Source organism: Vibrio sp. Vb1127, assembly GCF_033338735.1.
Taxonomy (GTDB): Bacteria; Pseudomonadota; Gammaproteobacteria; order Enterobacterales; family Vibrionaceae; genus Vibrio; species Vibrio alginolyticus.
Genome location: NZ_JAWOTF010000020.1, coordinates 23373 through 43893, shown reverse-complemented (window position 1 = coordinate 43893; position 20521 = coordinate 23373). Strand labels below are relative to the sequence as shown.

Sequence of the window (20521 nt, the reverse complement as noted above, 5' to 3'; positions counted from 1 at the left end):
ATTGATTATTTTTGTTCGCTTTGCACGGTAAGTCTATGCATACTCCGCACTTTTGGAGGTCAAGATGCATACAGCATTCGAACAAATTTTCGATCTTGGCCCATTCAGTTGGCCTGCCCTACTATGCTGCGCCATTAATGGGCTCATGATCGGTATAGAGCGTCAAACTCGTGGTAAACCGGTTGGCATTCGCACAGCAATATTAATTATTTCAGGCACCTACCTGTTTATGTCGATGGCAGTGTCGTTATCGCCAAATACACTTGATCAAGCACGAGTGCTTGGTCAGATCATTACTGGCGTCGGCTTCTTAGGCGCTGGCGTTATGATGACACTTGATGGAAAAATCCATGGCGTAACATCCGCGGCTGTAATATGGGTGCTAGCAGGTTTAGGTTTGATGATAGGTTTGGGTTATTTAACGCAGTCGGTGGTTATTACTCTCCTGACACTAACCGTGTTGTTAGGTGTGGATAAAGCAGAAAACCACATCAAAGCATTACGCCGCGGTGTTCATCAAAGAATTCAACAACGCAAAACTTCATCACGATTAATTAAATAGTTAACGCTCCGAGACACTCGCTTCATCTCATCAGTAATTAAAGAACCCTCGACGAACATCGAGGGCTTTCTGTATATAAAGATTCTGACTTTCTCAGGGATTACTTAGCAAAGTTGATGAGTGGGAAACACTTGAAGAAACCGTTATCCGCACAGTTCAAAAGACCAATTTGCACACCATCGATTTGATCGGTCATGTTGAAGAAACCAAACTGGAAATTAGACTTCTTAGAGATACTCGCTAAGCCCACATCCGCCATGGTGTAGCCTTCAGAATAGTTCACCGCGCTCCAGTTCAAGCCTTTTACGTTGTTCGTAATGTTAACAGCACCCAAGTTAACACCCGTCGTCTGACCTTGGTTCCAGTTAACTAAGCCTAAAGACGCGCCTTTCATTTCTTGATTTACTTTTGCTGCGCCAAAAAACAGACCGAAGTTCACACCTGTCGTACGATCCGTTTCTGACATACCAAGCAGTGAAAAGTCGACACCTTTAACCTCATTTACCTGTCCATGCAACACAGCTAAACGAACACCACCAACTGAAGAATTAGAAGGTGCGTTTGTGTTATCGATAGTTGAGAACATCACAGGTGTACTGTCGGCAAAAGCAACAGGTGATGCGATAGCGGCTGCAACCGCCAATGACGTCATAAGCTTTTTCATTTTCATCTCCATGATGGGAAGCAACAATTTACAACATAGTGTAGTGTTCAGATTTTGCTCTGTCCCCGTTCAAAAAGTGTTAGCAATAGGTCAGATTTAACCATCTGACTCAAAAGAAAAAATATTTCTCTTCGATTTTTTACTTCTGAAATGGCGCTTTTTACGCTCAAAAATCTCATGATAAGCCACACCAGAACGTCATGTTTCTCAGATGACGCGCATAAAAAAGTCGAGGCATCTGCCTCGACTTTTAAAGGTTTGGTCGGTTATCTTTCCGCTATAAGGGATTCCTTAGAGCGATGAGATAAGCTGGCTTACATCATGCCGCCCATGCCACCCATGCCGCCCATGTCAGGCATCGCTGGCGCGTCTTTTTGCGGTAGGTCAGTAACCATCGCTTCAGTTGTGATCATCAGACCTGCAACCGATGCTGCGAATTGTAGTGCAGAACGAGTAACTTTAGTTGGATCTAGGATACCCATTTCTAGCATGTCGCCGTATTCGCCTGTTGCCGCGTTGTAGCCGTAGCTACCTTCACCCGCTTTCACGTTGTTCGCAACAACTGAGTCTTCCTCACCTGCGTTCTTCGTGATTTGACGGATTGGCGCTTCCATTGCACGTAGTGCAACGCGGATACCAACGTTTTGTTCTTCGTTATCACCCGTTAGGTGAGCAATCTTAGATGCCGCACGGATCAGTGCAACACCACCACCAGCAACAACACCTTCTTCAACCGCTGCACGAGTTGCGGCTAGCGCATCTTCTACACGGTCTTTCTTCTCTTTCATTTCAACTTCAGTCGCTGCACCGACTTTGATTACTGCAACACCGCCAGCCAGTTTAGCAACACGCTCTTGTAGTTTCTCTTTGTCGTAGTCTGAAGTTGCGTCTTCGATTTGTTGACGAATCTGAGCAACACGGCCAGAGATCATCTCTTCTTCACCGATACCATCGATGATAGTCGTGTTTTCTTTCGTGATAGAAACACGCTTCGCTTGACCTAGATCTTCTAGTGCAACTTTTTCTAGCTCTAGACCGATCTCTTCAGAAATCACAGTACCGCCAGTTAGGATAGCGATGTCTTGTAGCATTGCTTTACGACGGTCACCGAAGCCAGGTGCTTTCACAGCTGCAACTTTTACGATGCCACGCATGTTGTTCACAACCAATGTTGCTAGCGCTTCGCCTTCTACATCTTCTGCAATGATAAGCAGTGGACGAGATGCTTTCGCGACAGCTTCTAGCGTTGGAAGAAGCTCACGAATGTTTGAGATCTTCTTATCAACAAGAAGAATGAATGGGTTTTCTAGATCAACACTGCCTGATTCTTGGTTGTTGATGAAGTAAGGAGACAGGTAACCGCGGTCGAACTGCATACCTTCTACTACGTCTAACTCGTCTTGTAGCGCCTGACCTTCTTCAACCGTGATAACGCCATCACGACCCACACGCTCCATTGCTTCTGCAATGATATTACCTACGCTTGCGTCTGAGTTTGCAGAGATAGTACCAACCTGCGCGATCGCTTTTGTGTCGTTACATTCAACAGAAAGCTCTTTTAGTTGCTCAACTGCCGCAGCAACAGCTTTGTCGATACCACGCTTAAGATCCATTGGGTTCATGCCCGCTGCGACTGCTTTTAGACCTTCGTTAACGATAGATTGTGCTAGTACCGTTGCTGTTGTTGTACCGTCACCCGCTGCGTCGTTTGCTTTAGACGCAACTTCTTTAACCATTTGTGCGCCCATGTTCTGGAATTTATCTTCCAGCTCGATTTCACGCGCTACTGATACACCATCTTTAGTGATAGTCGGTGCACCAAAAGATTTGTCTAGAACGACATTACGTCCTTTAGGACCCAGTGTTACTTTTACTGCGTCAGCCAGAACGTTTACACCTTCCAGCATTTTAACTCGTGCGTCATTACCAAATTTAACGTCTTTAGCAGCCATCTTTGATTTCCTTTCTAAAATTCTTTGTGTGTAATTTCGTAATTGAATCTGAGCAAAAAATTACTCAATGATTGCTATTATTCAACGATCGCCATGATGTCGTTTTCAGACATGACAAGCACTTCTTTACCGTCGATTTTTTCAGTTTTTGTACCGTAACCTTCAGCAAAGATAACGGTATCACCGACTTTAACGTCTAGTGGCAGTACGGTGCCGTTTTCTAGGATGCGGCCTTTACCCACAGCTAGAACAACACCGCGAGTCGATTTTTCTGCAGCAGAACCAGTCAGAACGATGCCACCAGCAGACTTAGATTCAACTTCTTTACGTTCAACGATAACTCGGTCATGTAATGGACGAATGTTCATCGGTCGTCTCTCCTGAAAATTTCCATGTTTATTTGATAATTGTCCTTAGGGACTGTAGCCCCAGACACGTGATCCCTATATAAGGGGTCGAAGCAGCGATCCCAAGGGGGTGGCACAAAATTTTTGTGACTTAGTTAAAATAACGAACAACTAGGCAACGGTTTGCGTTAGAAATGCTCACTCGCTCGGCATCTCGCTTTCTTGTATCCTTGCAGTTTGCTCACCAGATAGTTGTCACACATGCAGGAAAATAACAAGCTGGAACCCCAAGCGACCGATAAGCATGGTTTGTTGACCGCCCCCATTCCTGAAACGCTGCGGAAAATGACCGTACCCATGACCATGGGCATGATCGCAATTTTGATGTTTAACTTGGTGGACACGTTTTTTATCTCGTTGCTTGGCACTCAAGCGCTAGCAGCTATCAGCTATACCTTCCCTGTCACCTTTGCGGTTAACTGCATTACGATGGGGATTGGGATGGGACTATCGACCAATATTGGTCGCTTGCTTGGGCAAGGTCATGCACCACAAGCTGCTCGGTTCACCACCCACGGTTTGTTGTTAGCCGTGTTACTTGTGGCTATCGCGTCTTCTATTGGCTTTACCACCATTGCGCCATTGTTTCGTTTTCTTGGTGCGTCTGATGATCTCATCCCTCTTATTGAGCAATATATGCAGGTCTGGTATCTCACCATTCCTCTGCTAGTGATCCCAATGGCGGGCAACAGTGCTATCCGAGCTACTGGCGACACAAAAACACCAGCAAAAGTCATGATGTTGGCTGGTTTGATTAATGGCATGCTCGATCCATTGTTGATTTTCGGTTATGGCCCTTTTCCGGAACTTGGTATTCAAGGCGCAGCCATAGCAAGTGCCTTTAGCTGGTTAGGTGCTTTGTGTGGCTCATTCTATGTGCTAATTAAACGGGAAAAATTGCTTGCTCACCCCCAATGGGCTTTGCTGAAACAAGACTGGCAACAGACACTAAAAATTGGTACCCCTGCTGCTCTATCAAACGCGATGAATCCGTTGTCCGGTGCCATTCTGATGATGCTGTTATCCAACCACGGTACAGCGGCGGTTGCTGCTTACGGCGCAGCGCAGCGTATTGAGTCTATATTGATTTTAGTATTGATGTCGCTGACCTCTGCCCTCACACCGTTTATGGCACAAAATTTAGGAGCCAAACAACCGCAACGAGCCTTTTCCGGTTTATTTATTAGCATGCGTTTTGCAGTGGTATTCCAAGGGTTTATCTTCTTGATGATGGTGCCACTGAGCATTCCTCTGGCTGCGCTGTTTTCTCAGGAAGATGCGGTGAAAAACCTGCTTTGGCATTATTTACTGGTGGTGCCATTTAGTTATGGCTTCCAAGGCATCGTGATGATGTTAGTCAGTGGTTTGAATGCGATGCACAAGCCATTGCGTGCATTCCAGTGGAGCTTTATGCGGCTGTTCATTTTTACCTTGCCATCGGCGTGGATCGGGAGCCAAATCTACAGCATTGAAGGCTTGTTTATCGGTATCGCGGTTGGGAATACGTTGGGTGGGCTACTGGGCTACTTGTTTGCGCTGCGCGAGCGAAAATTAACGCTCATAGAGCAGAGCAGCGTGTCTTAACACTCGTCTATCGCTAGTTTCTTTTTGTTGATTCTCAAATACAAAAAAACCGCGGAAAGCCGCGGTTTTGTTTATCTATTTCAAGCTTGCTTAGAACAACTCTTCAGCAACTTTGTATAGATCGTTGCGTACTGGACGCTTCATGTTTTCGATTGCGTCGATGATATCGTGGTGAACAAGTTGCTCTTTCACGATACCTACACAACGACCACCATGACCTTCGATCAATAGGTGAACAGCGTAGTTACCCATACGAGATGCTAGTACGCGGTCAAATGCAGTTGGACGACCACCACGTTGGATGTGACCAAGTACTGTTGCACGAGTTTCACGACCTGTCGCGGCTTCGATGTCACGTGCTAGTTCATTAGCATCCATCATTAGCTCAGTAAGCGCGATGATCGCGTGTTTCTTACCTTTAGCGATACCATCTTGGATGTTGCTGATCAGCTTGTCTTTGTCTAGACCAGTTTCCGGAGTGATGATGTATTCACAACCGCCCGCAATTGCAGACATCAGAGTCAAATCACCACAGTGACGGCCCATGATTTCTACAATTGAAATGCGTTGGTGAGATGAAGAAGTATCACGTAGACGGTCGATTGCATCGATAACGGTGTTTAGTGCACTTAGGTAGCCCACAGTGTAATCAGTACCTGCGATATCGTTGTCGATTGTGCCCGGAAGACCGATACATGGGTAACCCATTTCAGTCAGTTTCTTCGCACCCATGTACGAACCATCACCACCGATTACCACTAGTGCATCGATACCATGTTTTTTCAGGTTCTCAATCGCTTTTTCACGAACTTCCACTTGTTTAAACTCAGGGAAACGTGCAGAACCTAGGAACGTACCACCTTTGTTGATCACATCTGAAACGCTAGAACGATCTAGCTTCTCGATGCGGCCTTCGTATAGGCCTAGGTAGCCGTCGTACACACCGAATACTTCCAATCCTTCGGATAGTGCTGTACGTACTACGCCGCGTATCGCAGCGTTCATACCAGGTGCGTCACCGCCACTTGTTAAAACACCGATCTTCTTAATCATGCTCACCCTCGATCTTTGGCAATCAATTATTTAATTTTCTTTTAGGCCCCTTGTTACCAAGCAACCTGCATAATCCAGAACTGTGCGTTATGTTACATTTCCTCTACAGGATTACCAATGAAAACGCACTTTTTTATGTAACTTTTCTACTTATGTAAGAGTATTACAGTTTCTCTATGAAACTTTGTTGATTCATATCAGGATCACGAATCTTAATAAGTATTGATGGAAAGATAGTCAATAAGTACCTTTTTGTCGTCGGGCACTGATGGATTTTTCAAGCCTACCAATCTTGCGCTTTCTGCTCTTTCTCAGGTCCGAAAACGACAGACAATGGATCTTGATGGATCAATACGTCCGCATCAGGAAACAGAGCCAATAAATTATCTTCCACTTTATCAGCGATGTAATGCGCCTCAATTAATCGTAAGTTATCGTCTAGCTCTAAATGCAACTGTATAAAGCGCGTCGGTCCGGACATTCGCGTGCGTAACTGATGCACGCCCAATACCCCTTTTACGCTCAAACAAGCTTGGTTAATTTGCTCAAGTTCTTCATCGGGCAACTTTCTATCAAGTAAGGTTTGAATCGCTTCGCTGACCATTTTGAAAGCGCTATAAAGAATGAAGACACCAATACCAATCGCAAACACAGCATCCGCTTGAGTCACTCCAAAATAACTGAGCCCCAGAGCAACCATGATCGCAGCATTCATATACAAGTCAGTCTGATAATGCAGAGAATCCGCCGCTATTGCTTGGCTCCCCGTCACGCGAACCACATGTTTTTGGAACATCACCAAGCCAAGTGTGACCACAATCGCAAACAGCGATACATACACACCTAACTCCGGTGCGTGTAAAGCATGCGGGCGGAAAAATCGGTCAATCCCGTTAAGAATCAAAAATACTGCCGAGCCCGAAATAAACATTGCTTGGGCTAGGGCCGCTAAGGACTCAGCTTTACCATGTCCAAACGCATGTTCGCGGTCTGCCGGTTGTAAGGCGTAACGAACCACCACAAGATTCACAACCGAAGCCGCGATATCTAACATGGAGTCAATCAATGACGCCAATAAGCTCACTGAGCCGGTTACCCACCACGTGATGACTTTTACTATCAGAAGAAGCGTCGCCACAATGGTTGCAGTCCAAGCGGCGGTCGTAACTAAACGTGCGTATTGCTGTTTCATAATCAAAGAGTTAACTAAAACCATACGTTGAGTATATTGAATGACCATGAAATAACCAGATCAAAAAGAGGCAACCAATGGCTGCCTCTTTATATAACATCAATTCATGACTTAATTATTGCGCGACTTTTCCATGCGCTTGTGCATTCTGTCGCCACACTCTTGCATACGTTCATTTTGTAGCTCAACAAATTTCGCTTTCTGCTCAGGTGTTAATACGCTAAGCATTTGGTGCTTTCTTTCTAGCATTTGCACGCGACGTTCCGTTTGGCGCTCAACCATCTCTTTTGCTAATTCGCTAGCTTGAGCTTCATCAAAGTTATCCGCCAGCAAAAGCGATTGTACTTTTGCGTGATGCGCTTGACGCTCAGCCATACGTGCTTCTTTGCCATCAGCGAATTTTGCTTTCATTTCTGCTTTGTTTGCTTCACGCATTTCTTTTAGCTGATCTTTTTGTGCATCAGTCAGGTCTAGTTGACGCATGACACCTCGGTCCATACCCATGCCGCATTCGTCACGAGGGCCTTTATGATGGTTTTTACCACCGTAAGCGAATGCGCTTGCGGCGCCAAGAGTAAGAGGTAGAACAACAGCAGCTAACACAAGTTTTTTTGCAGACTTCATAATACGATTCCTTACACAGGTGAGTGGTTCTTCTGAGCTGTTCTCACAGCGCTTGAGTATAGAATACGACCCGCTAGGTAAAGCGACGTATAGGGAGCGTAAAGAATCGTAAAGAGTGATTTTTCTCCTCTTCGTTGCGCATCATTCCAATGTAATATTAGGTTATCGGTAACTTACTATAGGTGCCCCCATGGCAAACATTCTTTTAATCGATGACGATATCGAGCTAACTAGCTTATTAAAAGAAGTACTCAGTTTCGAAGGGTTTGACGTCAGCGAAGCAAATGACGGTGAAGCCGGCTTAGCCGCGATCAATGATAAGATTGATTTGATTTTGTTGGATGTCATGATGCCAAAACTCAATGGCATGGAAACGCTGAAACGCTTACGTGAAAATTGGGAAACTCCCGTCTTGATGCTGACCGCTAAAGGGGAAGAAATTGATCGCGTGATCGGCTTGGAACTGGGCGCGGATGATTATTTACCAAAACCTTTTAGTGACCGAGAGCTGTTAGCGCGAATCCGCGCGATTTTACGCCGCACTAGCAGCACACAAAAAAATACCAAAAACAGCGATTGCATTGAGTATCAAGAAATCCGCCTCTATCCCGGTAAGCAAGAAGCGTATTGTGAGCAACAGTTACTCGATCTCACAGCAACCGAGTTTGCGCTACTCACCCACTTCGTACAAAACCCAGGACAAGTGCTGACCAAAGAGACACTGAGCTTAGATGTGCTTGGTAAACGACTCGCTGCTTTTGATCGCGCTATCGATATGCATGTCTCGAACTTACGTAAAAAATTACCAGATCAAAGCAATGGCAAGCCGCGAATCAAAACCCTGCGTGGTCGTGGCTACATGCTGCTTGAGGAGGATTAATGCGCCTATCACGCATCAAACTGCCAAACATCAATAGCCTGTATGGACGCATCTTTGCCATTTTTTGGTTCACCATGTTATTAGTATTGATAGCCGTGCTATCACTGCCACATTTGGACCCACGCAAAGCTCGCGATATTCCAGAAGAACACTACAAACGTATGGTAGAAACGCGTGACTCAATCCAACAAAAATACAGCCAGCAAACAGATTTAGGCCGCATACTTTTTCGTATCGAGGGCAACCGTCACGGCAAGCACGACCCTCGCCCACGAGTCTTTTTTTCTGACTACAGCGGTAATGTTCTTACGACAGAAAAACGCAGCAATTTTCAATTGCGTGCCATGCAAAACTTTGTCACCAGTATCGAAGATTACAATAATCCAAAGCAGAAGCTGTATGGTCGATACATGATTGCGGGCCCAATTCCTATCACTTTGGCAGGTTCCGATATCTTGATGTACGTGGGCTTCAAATGGAATGAGCCACCACCTCTACTCCTGCGTCTGTTTGATCACCCATTCCAGCTCTTGCTTGCGGTCATGCTGGTTAGTACACCATTGCTGTTATGGCTTGCTTGGGCTTTGAGTCAGCCTGCACGTCGTCTTGAAGCCGCTGCTCAACGTGTGGCGAAAGGTGAATTTGTCACAGACCCAAATTTAGAAAAAGGTACGGCGGAATTTCGTCAAGCAGGTAGCAGCTTCAACCAGATGGTCGAAGCGGTTAATCAAATGATTTCAGGACAACAACGTTTGCTATCCGATATCTCTCACGAGCTGCGCTCACCTTTAACTCGTCTACGCATGGCAAGCGCATTAGCGACGCGTAAACAAGGAGAAAGCCCAGAATTGACTCGTATCGATACCGAAGCGCAGCGCTTGGAACAGATGATCAGCGAACTATTAGAGCTTTCTCGCATGCAGGCGAACAGTCATATGACTCGCGAAACACAGCCATTAGAAAGTTTATGGGAAGAGATCATTAAAGATGCGCAGTTTGAAGCAGAGCAAATGGGCAAACAGCTACACTATTCAGAATTACCTAAGCGCAATATTTCCGGTAACCCTAAACTGCTGATGAGTGCGGTGGAAAATATCGTTCGTAACGCCATTTACTACGGAAAAGATGAGGTACAAATCGACATCAAAGCCGATGACGATACGCTTCGTATCACGGTTGACGATAATGGAGAAGGTGTACCAGAAGAGGAACTGGCCGCGATTTTTCGCCCGTTCTATCGCGTTTCCACGGCACGCGATCGCCACTCTGGCGGCACAGGTCTCGGCCTAACCATTACCGAAAGTGCCATTCGCCAGCACAGTGGCACGATCGCAGCCAGCCGAAGTCCTTTAGGCGGATTGCGCATGAGTATCACCTTACCGATCAATTGTTAGTCTCAATTTGATGAACTAACAATAATTCGCACCATATTTCTAGAGTGAGTGATTAACAGCCCCACCCTCACTTTAGAAATTGGTGAGGCTTCGTAGAATACCCTTACAAAGATCAAAGTTGATAATAATTATCGTTAGCATTAAAGTGAATTTTCCAATTAAGGAGGATTTACTATGTCACATACATTTCCCGCTCTGCCTTACCCGTACGATTCACTAGAGCCGTACATCGACGCGAAAACCATGGAAGTGCATTACAGCAAACACCACAAGACGTACTTTGATAAGTTTGTAAATGCCGTTGAAGGGAGCGAGCTCGAAACTCAGTCATTAGACGAGATCTTTGACAATATCTCTAAGCTCAGTCCAGCAGTACGTAATAATGGGGGCGGCTATTACAACCACATCATTTATTGGAATTGCATGTCACCAAACGGTGGCGGAGAGCCTCAAGGCGCGCTTGCTCAAGCAATTAACGATAAATTTGGTAGCTTTGCGCAATTTAAAGAGGCGTTTGCCCAAGCAGCCATCAATACCTTTGGGTCTGGCTTTGCATGGCTGATCGTAAAAGATGGTGAGATTCACATTACGTCCACCAGTAATCAAGACAACCCTCTGATGGATGTAGTGGATGTGCGCGGTGAACCAATCCTCGCATTAGACGTGTGGGAGCACGCGTATTACATCAGCTACCAAAACCGTCGCCCAGAATATATTGATGCGTGGTGGAACGTCGTCAACTGGCGAGCAGTTGAAGAAAACTATGCTCACGCTCTCTTATAAAGAGCATCACTACTTACGGTATTAACATCCGCGCTAATGCCTGCTTTCATACCCAGGTCAATCTTGCTGAATCTCGCATATCTCGGTGACTTGGGTATATACTGCCCCTCTCTTTGACCAACTCTATTTCAATACCATGTTTGATATCGCTTTATACGAACCAGAAATCGCGCCGAACACCGGCAACATCATTCGACTATGCGCCAACTGCGGTGCAAACCTTCACTTAATTGAACCTCTGGGTTTCGATCTTGAAGAGAAAAAAGTCCGCCGTGCTGGTTTGGATTACCATGATTTAGCTCGCGTAACACGCCATAAAAACTATCAAGCGTTCTTAGAGTATTTAGAGAAAGAGAAGCAAGGTAACTATCGATTGTTTGCCTGCACCACCAAAACCACAGGTCACCACGTTGATGCACAATACCAAGCGGGTGATGTTTTGATGTTTGGTCCAGAAACTCGTGGCTTGCCTGCTGAAATCATCGATAGCTTACCAATGGAGCAGCGTATTCGCATTCCAATGATGCCAGATGCGCGCAGCCTAAACCTTTCGAATGCCGTTGCGATCATTGCTTTTGAAGCATGGCGTCAAATGGGCTTTGAAGGCGCATTGTAAGCAGCACGAATTCCAAATACAGAAAAGGGCGCTTGGTGCGCCCTTTTGTTTTCTTTACTGTCTAACTCAATCAGTTGAGCTTGTTGCGATCATCATCGTCTTTACGCTCGTATTCCCCTTCGAAGGTCTTGCCATTATCTGACTGGGAATCAAATGGGTCACGACGGAACGGGTCTTGCTCAAATGGCCCCTGGTTAGAGAAACCACCTTGGAAGCCACCACCATGCATGGTTTTCACCACCATTTTGCTCATCAAGTATTTAGCTATCGCGGCGCGTGGCGCAGGAAGCAACACCAACATACCAAGGGCATCGGTCATAAAGCCCGGGGTTAACAGTAGCACGCCAGCCACCGCTAGCATTACGCCTTCAAAAATTTGCTGGGCTGGAATTTCACCTTGTTCAAGACGCCCCTGTACTGACATCAGTGTTTGTATACCTTGGCTACGAACCAACGACGCACCAACAAATGCAGTGATTAAGACTAGTGCAATGGTCGGCCATAAACCTAAAAAGCCGCCCACCTGAATAAATAAGCCGATTTCAATGATCGGAACAAAAATAAACGCTAATAATAAGATAGGAAACACACGCCCTCCTTTGTTTAATTCAGTGTAATGGTAAAAGCAGACTAAGCTCAAACGAATCGTTGTAAAAAAGCGTGTTCATACTGGTCTCCTTCTTTTTTAGACAAAGTAGCGGGAGCGCGTTTCATTCAATTGCATACCGATTTTTTCGTGCTTTTAAAGTGCTAATTTCGAACTCTAAAAACTCATGTTTGTCGAGGAAAATCGAGTACCCATAAAGGGTTATTAATAACCCGTTCATACTTTGCAAATTATTGACTCATGAAAAACGAAAAAGGTGATCTAGTTACTATTTTTATGCGCTAGGTGCAGTATCATGTGCCACATAAGTCAGGACGGATTTTCCAGCCAAAAATTCTGATGAATGGATTCTAGATTGCAGAAATGGCTAATAAATAACTTTATTATCAGAATTATCATCTAAGGATCCTGCTATGGCTACCCTATCTGATGCTCCAAAAACAGCAAACCCAGCCACTCGTATTGAAGAAGATCTATTAGGTCAACGTCATGTCCCTGCAGATGCGTACTACGGTATTCATACGCTACGTGCGATCGAGAACTTCAACATCTCTAATATGACCATTTCTGACGTACCAGAATTTGTACGCGGCATGGTAATGACCAAAAAAGCAGCAGCGTTAGCAAACAAAGAACTTGGCGCTATTCCAAAAGACGTTGCAAACTACATCATCGAAGCGTGTGATTTGATCCTAGAAACTGGCAAGTGTATGGATCAGTTCCCATCAGACGTATTCCAAGGCGGTGCAGGCACTTCAGTTAACATGAACACGAACGAAGTGATCGCAAACGTCGCGCTTGAGTTGATGGGTAAAGAGAAAGGCCAATACGAATTTGTTAACCCAAATGACCATGTAAACAAGAGCCAATCAACCAACTGTGCGTACCCAACAGGTTTCCGTATTGCGGTATACAACAGCGTACACAAGCTAATGGAAGCAATTGAGTACCTAAAAGGCGCATTCGAACTTAAAGCCGTTGAGTTTAAAGATGTACTGAAAATGGGCCGTACTCAGCTTCAAGACGCAGTACCAATGACAGTAGGTCAAGAGTTCCATGCGTGGGCGGTAACACTAAACGAAGAGATTCGTGCTCTAGATTACACATCTAAACTCCTCCTAGAAATCAACCTAGGCGCAACCGCAATCGGTACTGGTCTAAATACACCAACTGGCTACCAAGCGCTTGCAGTAAAACACCTAGCGGAAGTAACAGGCCTTGACGTTGTTGCAGCAGAAGACCTTATCGAAGCAACGTCTGACTGTGGTGCATACGTAATGACTCACGGCGCGCTAAAACGCCTAGCAGTGAAACTATCGAAGATCTGTAACGACCTTCGTCTACTTTCTTCTGGTCCTCGTGCGGGTCTAAATGAATTGAACCTACCTGAAATGCAAGCAGGCTCTTCAATCATGCCAGCTAAAGTAAACCCAGTTATCCCAGAAGTAGTAAACCAAGTTTGCTTCAAAGTTCTCGGTAACGACAACACGGTTTCTTTCGCAGCAGAAGGCGGTCAGCTACAGCTAAACGTTATGGAACCTGTGATCGCACAAAGTGTGTTTGAGTCTATCTCTCTACTACACAACGCGTGTGTGAACCTACGTGATAAATGTATCGACGGCATCACTGTGAACAAAGAAGTTTGCGAAAACTACGTTTACAACTCTATCGGTATCGTCACTTACCTAAACCCATACATCGGCCACCACGAAGGTGACATCGTAGGTAAGATTTGTGCAGAAACTGGTAAGAGTGTTCGTGAAGTCGTGCTAGAGCGCGGTCTGCTTACAGCAGAGGAGCTTGATGAAATCTTGTCAGTAGAAAACTTCATGCATCCTACTTACAAAGCAAAACGTTACGAGTAATAACGAATCCGAAGGGGGCCACTCAGGCCCCTTTTTTAGGCTCTCATACGGTTAACCACATTTTTTATATGCTTTTATTGCCGCTAAACCACTAGGTTCTCATTCTCTGAGCATTTACTCCTGTTCCTGAGTGTTCAAAAAATCAGAATCAAATAAAAAACTAAAGAGGTATCAATATGGTCATGGTCGAACTCTTCGTGGTTCTGCTCTTCATCTATTTGGGGGCAAGAATCGGTGGTATCGGCATTGGTTTTGCCGGTGGTGCTGGGGTCATTGCGTTGTCTTTGATCTTGGGCGTACCAACAAGCCAAGCTTACATTCCCGTTGACGTAATTTTGATCATCATGTCTGTAATCACCGCTATCGCAGCAATGCAAGTAGCGGGTGGTTTAGACTGGATGGTGCAAGTTGCTGAAAACTTTTTGCGCAAGCATCCTGAGCGCATCACCTTTTATGCGCCTATCGTAACTTACCTAATGACATTAATGGCGGGTACTGGCCACACGGCATTCTCTACTTTGCCAGTGATTGCAGAAGTAGCGAAAGGCCAAGGCGTGCGCCCTTCTCGTCCACTGTCTATCGCGGTCGTGGCATCGCAAATCGCTATCACCGCATCACCAATCTCAGCGGCTGTTGTAGCGTTCGCGGCAATGCTGCACCCATTTGGCGTTGACTACCTAACACTACTAGCAATCTGTATCCCAACGACGTTCATCGCGTGCATGATCGGTGCGTTCGTGGCGAACTTCATGGGCTGTGAGCTAAAAGACGATGCTGAATACCAAGAGCGTCTAGAAAAAGGCTTAATCAAGCTAAATACAGAAGCAAAACGCGAAATCCTACCAACAGCGAAGAAAGCAACCTTCATCTTCCTAGGCGCAATCGCATTTGTCGTGTGTTACGCAGCAGCAATTTCTGGCTCTGTGGGTCTTATCGAGAACCCTGCTCTAGGCCGTAACGAAGCTATCATGACGGTAATGCTAGCAGCTGCGGCAGCTATCGTAATGAGCTGTAAAATCGATGCTGGCAAAATCCCAGCCGCAGCAACATTCCGCTCTGGTATGACAGCGTGTGTGTGTGTTCTTGGTGTGGCATGGCTAGGTTCTACGTTCGTTAACGCGCACGTTGACGGCATCAAAGAAGTGGCTGGTGCGCTACTAGCAGACTACCCATGGATGCTAGCACTTGTTCTATTCTTCGCTTCAATGCTGCTTTACTCACAAGGTGCAACCACTGTTGCGCTGATGCCAGCAGCACTAGCAATCGGTGTCGCACCACTTACCGCAGTTGCATCTTTCGCAGCAGTAAGTGCGCTATTCGTGCTGCCAACTTACCCAACGCTTCTAGCAGCGGTTGAGATGGACGACACGGGTTCAACTCGTATCGGTAAGTACGTATTCAACCACCCATTCTTTGTACCTGGTGTGGTAACCATCGCTTCTGCGGTAGCACTTGGCTTCGCATTCGGTGGTCTACTGATCTAGTAGAAACAGAGTCTTACTCGGGGAGCTTCGGCTCCCTTTTTTATTGCCTGTTGTCTTGATTTATGCTCAATAAATCTTCATTTTCATGAAACTTATTGACTCGCCTCCGGGTCTGATTGAGTTACACTAACGGCAATTATCTAAGATGAATTGACTCTTTTATGCGCGCATTACTTCCCGTTTTACTCTTAGGGCTCATTACCTTTTCCACTCCGTCTTTAGCTTTATTTGGCAAAGACCAGTTTAACAGTAGCCAGAACAACAGTTTTGGTAGCAGCAGCGACAGTTTTGTTCCTGTTGATCAGGCGTTTCCATTTAACTTCTACCAGCAAGATGACAAATTGATGCTCGATTGGCAGGTACGTGACGGGTACTACCTATATCAAGAGCGCTTGTCTGTAGCTGGTGAGAAAGTATCGCTAGGCGAACTGCAAATGGAAGACGGCACACCGCATAAAGATGAATTCTTTGGTGACGTGCATATCTATACTCAACCTCTCTTCGTTAATGTACCAATGCATGATTGGCAAGACGGTGCGCGCGTAGTCGTGCAATACCAAGGTTGTGCGAAAGCAGGCTTCTGTTACCCGCCAGAAACTCGCGTGATTCCTATCAGCGCGTTTACTTCGTCGAACTCAGATTCAACAACGGCGACAACTGCATCAAAAGCAGAACAGACACCAACAGCAACGCCACCAGCGGCGCAATCATCTACGTCTGGTGACACATCATCAGCGCCAGTAACACAGCAAGATAGCCTTGCAGCCAACCTTGCTGATAACTGGTGGACACCACTTCTGTTCTTGGCGCTTGGTGTGGGCTTGGCGTTTACACCTTGTGTGCTGCCGATGTACCCAATTCTGACCAGCATAGTGCTTGGCAGTGGCAAACTAAGCCAACGCCGTGCGCTAGGCTTGTCATTCGTCTACGTGCAAGGCATGGCGCTGACTTACACTCTACTCGGCCTTGTGGTGGCATCTGCAGGTATGCAGTTCCAAGCGGCAATGCAGCACCCTTATGTGCTGATTGGCTTGAGCGTACTGTTCATCACACTCGCTTTGTCTATGTTTGGTCTGTACTCATTACAGCTACCAAGCAGCGTGCAAACGTGGCTGAATAACTTAAGTAACAAGCAGCAAGGTGGTAGCAGTGCTGGCGTGTTTGCAATGGGGGCAATATCTGGCTTGGTTTGTTCTCCGTGTACTACCGCCCCACTCTCTGGTGCGCTGCTTTACGTCGCACAAAGTGGCGACTTACTCACCGGTGGGGTCGCCCTTTACGCGCTAGCGATGGGCATGGGTATTCCGTTGATCCTTGTAGCGGTATTTGGCAACAAGTTGCTACCAAAAGCCGGCGGTTGGATGGACCGCGTGAAAACGCTGTTCGGCTTTATTCTGCTTGCCGCACCTATCTTCTTACTAGAGCGTATCATGCCAGAAATGTGGTCAACGATTCTGTGGTCAGCACTGGGTATTGCTGCTTTTGGTTGGCTATACCACATCAAAAACAGTCTAGAGTTTGGTGGCTGGAAACAAAGTGCCGTGGGCATAATCGCCGTCTTAGGTTTGCTAGCCTCAGCACAACCTATCTTAAATTACTGGTTTGGCAACAGCACAACACAAACTCAGCAAGCCACTGTTAGCTTTACTCGCATTGCTAACGTGGCGGAGCTTGAAGAACAACTGGCACTTGCGAAAGCGGCAGGTAAACCCGTCATGCTCGATTTCTACGCCGATTGGTGTGTAGCATGTAAAGAGTTTGAAAAGTACACCTTCCATGACCCAAGCGTCGAAGCCAAACTGCAAGACTTCGTTCTTCTGCAAGCGGACGTGACCAAAAACCAAGTGCAAGACATCGAACTACTGAAGCACATGAGTGTGCTTGGTTTACCAACAATTGAGTTTTGGGATGCCAGTGGTGAACACGTTTCAAACGCTCGTTTGACGGGCTTTATGCAAGCCGAGCCTTTCTTAGAGCATATCAAGCAGTTCTGATAACCAGATATTCAAACGCCAGTGATGTCCACTGGCGTTTTTTATTGCTCAGATTTGAATAAGAACATTGCGTTTATATGCAATTTTCCTAATAAAAGTCGATTTGGTTCAGACTTTTAGCGAATAAATATTGTCCACTCTCTCAAAGCTGGACAATAATAAATTTAACGAAATAGTCAAAAGTGTTTAACGTCATGGATTCGACCTACACCATCATTATTGCAGATGATCACCCACTCTTCCGGAATGCCTTGTTTCAATCTATCCACATGGCTATTAGTGGTGCAAATTTGCTGGAAGCGGACTCACTCGACGCACTTCTGGCTTTGTTGGAGCGAGAGGAAGAGCCAGATTTAGTGCTATTGGATCTCAAAATGCCAGGAGCAAATGGTATGTCTGGCTTGATTCATTTGCGAGCAGAGCATCCAGATTTACCTATCGTCGTCGTTTCAGCGAGTGAAGAGCCGGCGATCGTGACGCAGGTGAAAAGCCATGGTGCATTTGGTTTTATTCCCAAGTCCAGCGACATGCGCGAATTAGTGAACGCACTCAATCAAGTGCTGAATGGCGACCCATACTTCCCTGAAGGGTTGATCACCAATAACGCGGCATGTAATGACTTAGCGGAAAAGATTGCTGCGCTAACACCGCAGCAATATAAAGTGTTGGGAATGTTGTCCGATGGCTTGCTGAACAAGCAAATCGCTTACGAATTGAATGTTTCAGAAGCCACCATAAAAGCGCACATGACAGCGATTTTCCGTAAGCTCGGTGTAAAGAACCGCACGCAAGCCGTGATTATGCTGACGGAAATGAGCGACTAGATTGACGTCTTATCGTCAGACTTACTTTTTTCGTTTGGCAATCGGATACCGACTTTCGTGACCTGCTGATCAACAACATCAGCGACGATCCAATGCAAACCTTGCCACTCGAAATGGTCTCCCAATACTGGCGTGCTACCTAATTGCTCTTCGACAAGGTTTCTCAAACTTTTATCCAGCGGTTCATCCCCCAGATTCAAACCATACATCACGGCAATATCGGCAAGCTTCACTTCAATATCGAGGAAGAAGTCACCGAAGAATCGCGCTAGCGACGCTTTCTCTGGGGCTTCACTAAACAGTAAGCTCAGTGCATCTAAATCCTTTTCTTGTGCTAATACACACAAGGTATCATCTTCCTCAAGACGCGTACTGCCGGATGGGTGCAATAGCTCTTTACTGCGAAATACAGCGGCGATACGCGTTCCTTCCGGCATCGAAAGACTACGTAATGGCTCACCAATGCACCATTTATCTGCTTTAAGTCTATAGATAAACAGCTCCCACTCACTGGTCGGGTAAATCTCTACACCCGTACGCGAAATTGGCTCAGGCTTAGAAGGTAGCTCGACCTTTGCAAGAGACATCGCCTTAGTCAACGTGCCCCCTTGTACTATCAAAGACACCATTACTACAAAGAATGCCAAATTGAAGTACAGTTGAGCATCTGGCAACCCTGCCATCATCGGAAATACCGCGAGGATGATAGGTACAGCGCCACGCAATCCTACCCAAGAGACAAACCACTTTTCACGTGGCGTGAAACTCTTGAATGGCAGTAAACCAATCCAAACTGAGATTGGTCGGGCAAACAAAATCATCCCGAAGGCAAGCGCAAGACCTGGCAACGCAATAGAGAGTAAATTAGATGGTGTAACCAACAAGCCAAGCACCAAGAACATACCAATTTGAGCTAGCCACGTCATACCATCTAAAACATGAAGAATAGAGTGTCGGCTGCGTGTTGGACGGTTACCTAATAAAAGACCAACGAGGTAAATCGACAAAATACCACTGCCACCCAAAGTGTTAGATAAAGCAAAAATAAGCAAGCCACCACTGACCGTTAAAATAGAATACAGCCCATCTGGTAATTGATTGCGATTGATAACTTTCCATAAGATCCAGCCACCAGCGAAGCCAAGTAACGCGCCAATACCAAACTGCTTAAGAAAACTGAACGCCAAAAAGCCCGCACTTAAATCTGCGCCAGGGTTCGCTAAAATAGCAATCAGAGTTACGGTCAGAAACACCGCCATTGGGTCATTGGTGCCGGATTCAATTTCCAGCGTTGAACCAACACGTTCGTTCAGGCTACGACCTTTGAGTAGAGAGAAGACCGCGGCAGCATCGGTGGAACCAACAATCGCACCAACCAATATGCCTTGCAATAAATCTAAGTCGAATAACCACGTTGCCATCAGCCCGGTCAAAATGGTGGTGATCGCAACGCCAAATGTCGCCAAAGAGACCGAGGGCCATAACGCAACCCTAAAGCTGGCGACCCGCGTTCTCATCCCACCATCAAGCAAAATGATGGCTAATGCGAGGTTACTAACCAAATAAGCGATGGAAAAGTTATCGAATAAAATGCCGCCTAAGCCATCTTCCCCCGCCAGCATTCCAACGGCTAAAAATACCAAAAGAATTGGGATTCCCAACTTAGAAGACACTGGGCTTAAAAGAACGCTAAGTGCGATTAACAACGCACCTATTAGAAAAAAACTGTTAATGGTGTCTGCGTCCATTCTCACCCTCCCTTAATGAAAAACGATAATAATTGTGATGAGCAAGGCTACTTCGTTAATGAGGTAATGCCCTAATCTGCCTCCCCTTTACACCGTCTCAAAATGCGAGGTTGTACGAGAATGACTCAGTTATATTACTTTATTGTGCGTTAAAACGGTGATTTGATGCGAAAACTTTATGTAAATAAATTACTTGTGAGCTTTCTTATCTACGCCTTATCTCTTTAAGAGCCACAAGATCACCACCAATATTTACACAGCATCTCCAAATTCAATGAAGAAAAGATT

General features: G+C 45.9%; 18 protein-coding genes. 10 read left to right on the top strand and 8 right to left on the bottom strand.

What is annotated here, in order from left to right; genetic code table 11:
• Positions 1-64: 64 nt before the first annotated feature.
• Positions 65-562 (top strand): MgtC/SapB family protein, encoded by a 498-nt coding sequence (locus R7H07_RS19685; protein ID WP_005381504.1) that lies wholly within the window; start codon positions 65-67, stop codon positions 560-562.
• Positions 563-662: 100 nt separating this feature from the next.
• Here R7H07_RS19685 and R7H07_RS19680 read toward each other — a convergent pair whose 3' ends face one another.
• The 3 genes from R7H07_RS19680 to R7H07_RS19670 form a co-directional block, all read right to left on the bottom strand.
• Positions 663-1226: a VC2662 family protein gene (locus R7H07_RS19680; RefSeq protein WP_005381507.1), complete on the bottom strand. Its 564-nt coding sequence runs from the start codon at positions 1224-1226 to the stop codon at positions 663-665.
• Positions 1227-1540: 314 nt separating this feature from the next.
• On the bottom strand, positions 1541-3178 hold the full coding sequence (gene groL, locus R7H07_RS19675) for a chaperonin GroEL (RefSeq protein WP_042523711.1): 1638 nt from the start codon (positions 3176-3178) through the stop codon (positions 1541-1543).
• A gap of 77 nt (positions 3179-3255) precedes the next feature.
• The gene (locus tag R7H07_RS19670; protein WP_005381516.1) at positions 3256-3546 is read right to left on the bottom strand and encodes a co-chaperone GroES; all 291 of its coding nucleotides are present in this window, start codon (positions 3544-3546) and stop codon (positions 3256-3258) included.
• Positions 3547-3786: 240 nt separating this feature from the next.
• Between R7H07_RS19670 and R7H07_RS19665 the strand changes: the two genes are divergently transcribed.
• Positions 3787-5169, top strand: coding sequence for an MATE family efflux transporter (locus R7H07_RS19665; RefSeq protein ID WP_065274941.1), 1383 nt, complete (start codon positions 3787-3789; stop codon positions 5167-5169).
• Positions 5170-5259: 90 nt separating this feature from the next.
• On the opposite strand, the gene pfkA is transcribed toward R7H07_RS19665, so the two are convergent.
• The 3 genes from pfkA to R7H07_RS19650 all read right to left on the bottom strand — a co-directional run bounded on the left by pfkA (position 5260) and on the right by R7H07_RS19650 (position 8038).
• Positions 5260-6222, bottom strand: a complete 963-nt coding sequence (pfkA, locus tag R7H07_RS19660; RefSeq protein WP_005381521.1) for a 6-phosphofructokinase — start codon at positions 6220-6222, stop codon at positions 5260-5262.
• 283 nt (positions 6223-6505) lie between these two features.
• Positions 6506-7414: a CDF family cation-efflux transporter FieF gene (gene fieF, locus R7H07_RS19655; protein WP_053350704.1), complete on the bottom strand. Its 909-nt coding sequence runs from the start codon at positions 7412-7414 to the stop codon at positions 6506-6508.
• Between the two features lie 111 nt (positions 7415-7525).
• Positions 7526-8038, bottom strand: coding sequence for a CpxP family protein (locus tag R7H07_RS19650; protein ID WP_005386388.1), 513 nt, complete (start codon positions 8036-8038; stop codon positions 7526-7528).
• Between the two features lie 190 nt (positions 8039-8228).
• Between R7H07_RS19650 and R7H07_RS19645 the strand changes: the two genes are divergently transcribed.
• The 4 genes from R7H07_RS19645 to trmL all read left to right on the top strand — a co-directional run bounded on the left by R7H07_RS19645 (position 8229) and on the right by trmL (position 11711).
• Positions 8229-8918 carry a response regulator gene (locus R7H07_RS19645; RefSeq protein ID WP_005382384.1) on the top strand — a complete coding sequence of 230 codons (690 nt, stop codon included), beginning with the start codon at positions 8229-8231 and terminating at the stop codon, positions 8916-8918.
• Complete coding sequence (gene cpxA / locus R7H07_RS19640) at positions 8918-10312, top strand: envelope stress sensor histidine kinase CpxA (RefSeq protein ID WP_005382383.1); 1395 nt, start codon at positions 8918-8920, stop codon at positions 10310-10312. Before R7H07_RS19645 ends, cpxA begins: the two co-directional genes overlap by 1 nt.
• Positions 10313-10486: 174 nt before the next feature.
• Positions 10487-11095 carry a superoxide dismutase gene (locus R7H07_RS19635; RefSeq protein ID WP_005382382.1) on the top strand — a complete coding sequence of 203 codons (609 nt, stop codon included), beginning with the start codon at positions 10487-10489 and terminating at the stop codon, positions 11093-11095.
• Positions 11096-11231: 136 nt separating this feature from the next.
• A complete protein-coding gene (gene trmL / locus R7H07_RS19630; RefSeq protein WP_005382381.1) occupies positions 11232-11711 on the top strand; it encodes a tRNA (uridine(34)/cytosine(34)/5-carboxymethylaminomethyluridine(34)-2'-O)-methyltransferase TrmL in 480 nt (159 codons plus the stop codon).
• 70 nt (positions 11712-11781) lie between these two features.
• Here the strand turns inward: trmL and R7H07_RS19625 are convergent, their stop codons facing one another.
• Positions 11782-12300, bottom strand: coding sequence for an FxsA family protein (locus R7H07_RS19625; RefSeq protein ID WP_005386383.1), 519 nt, complete (start codon positions 12298-12300; stop codon positions 11782-11784).
• 431 nt (positions 12301-12731) lie between these two features.
• Between R7H07_RS19625 and aspA the strand changes: the two genes are divergently transcribed.
• The 4 genes from aspA (at position 12732) to R7H07_RS19605 (ending at position 18485) form a co-directional block, all read left to right on the top strand.
• Positions 12732-14183, top strand: a complete 1452-nt coding sequence (aspA, locus tag R7H07_RS19620; protein WP_005382379.1) for an aspartate ammonia-lyase — start codon at positions 12732-12734, stop codon at positions 14181-14183.
• Positions 14184-14359: 176 nt separating this feature from the next.
• The gene (locus tag R7H07_RS19615) at positions 14360-15667 is read left to right on the top strand and encodes an anaerobic C4-dicarboxylate transporter (protein WP_005382378.1); all 1308 of its coding nucleotides are present in this window, start codon (positions 14360-14362) and stop codon (positions 15665-15667) included.
• Positions 15668-15828: 161 nt separating this feature from the next.
• Positions 15829-17661: a protein-disulfide reductase DsbD gene (locus R7H07_RS19610; RefSeq protein ID WP_206960023.1), complete on the top strand. Its 1833-nt coding sequence runs from the start codon at positions 15829-15831 to the stop codon at positions 17659-17661.
• 194 nt (positions 17662-17855) lie between these two features.
• Entirely contained in the window at positions 17856-18485 is a 630-nt protein-coding gene (locus R7H07_RS19605) for a response regulator (RefSeq protein ID WP_005382375.1), read from the top strand.
• Here R7H07_RS19605 and R7H07_RS19600 read toward each other — a convergent pair.
• Complete coding sequence (locus R7H07_RS19600; RefSeq protein WP_005382374.1) at positions 18482-20233, bottom strand: potassium/proton antiporter; 1752 nt, start codon at positions 20231-20233, stop codon at positions 18482-18484. The two genes, R7H07_RS19605 and R7H07_RS19600, sit on opposite strands and share 4 nt — an antisense overlap.
• Positions 20234-20521 lie beyond the last annotated feature (288 nt).

Bases quoted from the DNA above. Each gene is read 5' to 3' on its own strand.
- R7H07_RS19685 (WP_005381504.1), top strand. From the start codon at position 65: ATGCATACAGCATTCGAACAAATTTTCGATCTTGGCCCATTCAGTTGG.
- R7H07_RS19680 (WP_005381507.1), bottom strand. From the start codon at position 1,226: ATGAAAAAGCTTATGACGTCATTGGCGGTTGCAGCCGCTATCGCATCA.
- groL (WP_042523711.1), bottom strand. From the start codon at position 3,178: ATGGCTGCTAAAGACGTTAAATTTGGTAATGACGCACGAGTTAAAATG.
- R7H07_RS19670 (WP_005381516.1), bottom strand. From the start codon at position 3,546: ATGAACATTCGTCCATTACATGACCGAGTTATCGTTGAACGTAAAGAA.
- R7H07_RS19665 (WP_065274941.1), top strand. From the start codon at position 3,787: ATGCAGGAAAATAACAAGCTGGAACCCCAAGCGACCGATAAGCATGGT.
- pfkA (WP_005381521.1), bottom strand. From the start codon at position 6,222: ATGATTAAGAAGATCGGTGTTTTAACAAGTGGCGGTGACGCACCTGGT.
- fieF (WP_053350704.1), bottom strand. From the start codon at position 7,414: ATGAAACAGCAATACGCACGTTTAGTTACGACCGCCGCTTGGACTGCA.
- R7H07_RS19650 (WP_005386388.1), bottom strand. From the start codon at position 8,038: ATGAAGTCTGCAAAAAAACTTGTGTTAGCTGCTGTTGTTCTACCTCTT.
- R7H07_RS19645 (WP_005382384.1), top strand. From the start codon at position 8,229: ATGGCAAACATTCTTTTAATCGATGACGATATCGAGCTAACTAGCTTA.
- cpxA (WP_005382383.1), top strand. From the start codon at position 8,918: ATGCGCCTATCACGCATCAAACTGCCAAACATCAATAGCCTGTATGGA.
- R7H07_RS19635 (WP_005382382.1), top strand. From the start codon at position 10,487: ATGTCACATACATTTCCCGCTCTGCCTTACCCGTACGATTCACTAGAG.
- trmL (WP_005382381.1), top strand. From the start codon at position 11,232: ATGTTTGATATCGCTTTATACGAACCAGAAATCGCGCCGAACACCGGC.
- aspA (WP_005382379.1), top strand. From the start codon at position 12,732: ATGGCTACCCTATCTGATGCTCCAAAAACAGCAAACCCAGCCACTCGT.
- R7H07_RS19615 (WP_005382378.1), top strand. From the start codon at position 14,360: ATGGTCATGGTCGAACTCTTCGTGGTTCTGCTCTTCATCTATTTGGGG.
- R7H07_RS19610 (WP_206960023.1), top strand. From the start codon at position 15,829: ATGCGCGCATTACTTCCCGTTTTACTCTTAGGGCTCATTACCTTTTCC.
- R7H07_RS19605 (WP_005382375.1), top strand. From the start codon at position 17,856: ATGGATTCGACCTACACCATCATTATTGCAGATGATCACCCACTCTTC.
- R7H07_RS19600 (WP_005382374.1), bottom strand. From the start codon at position 20,233: ATGGACGCAGACACCATTAACAGTTTTTTTCTAATAGGTGCGTTGTTA.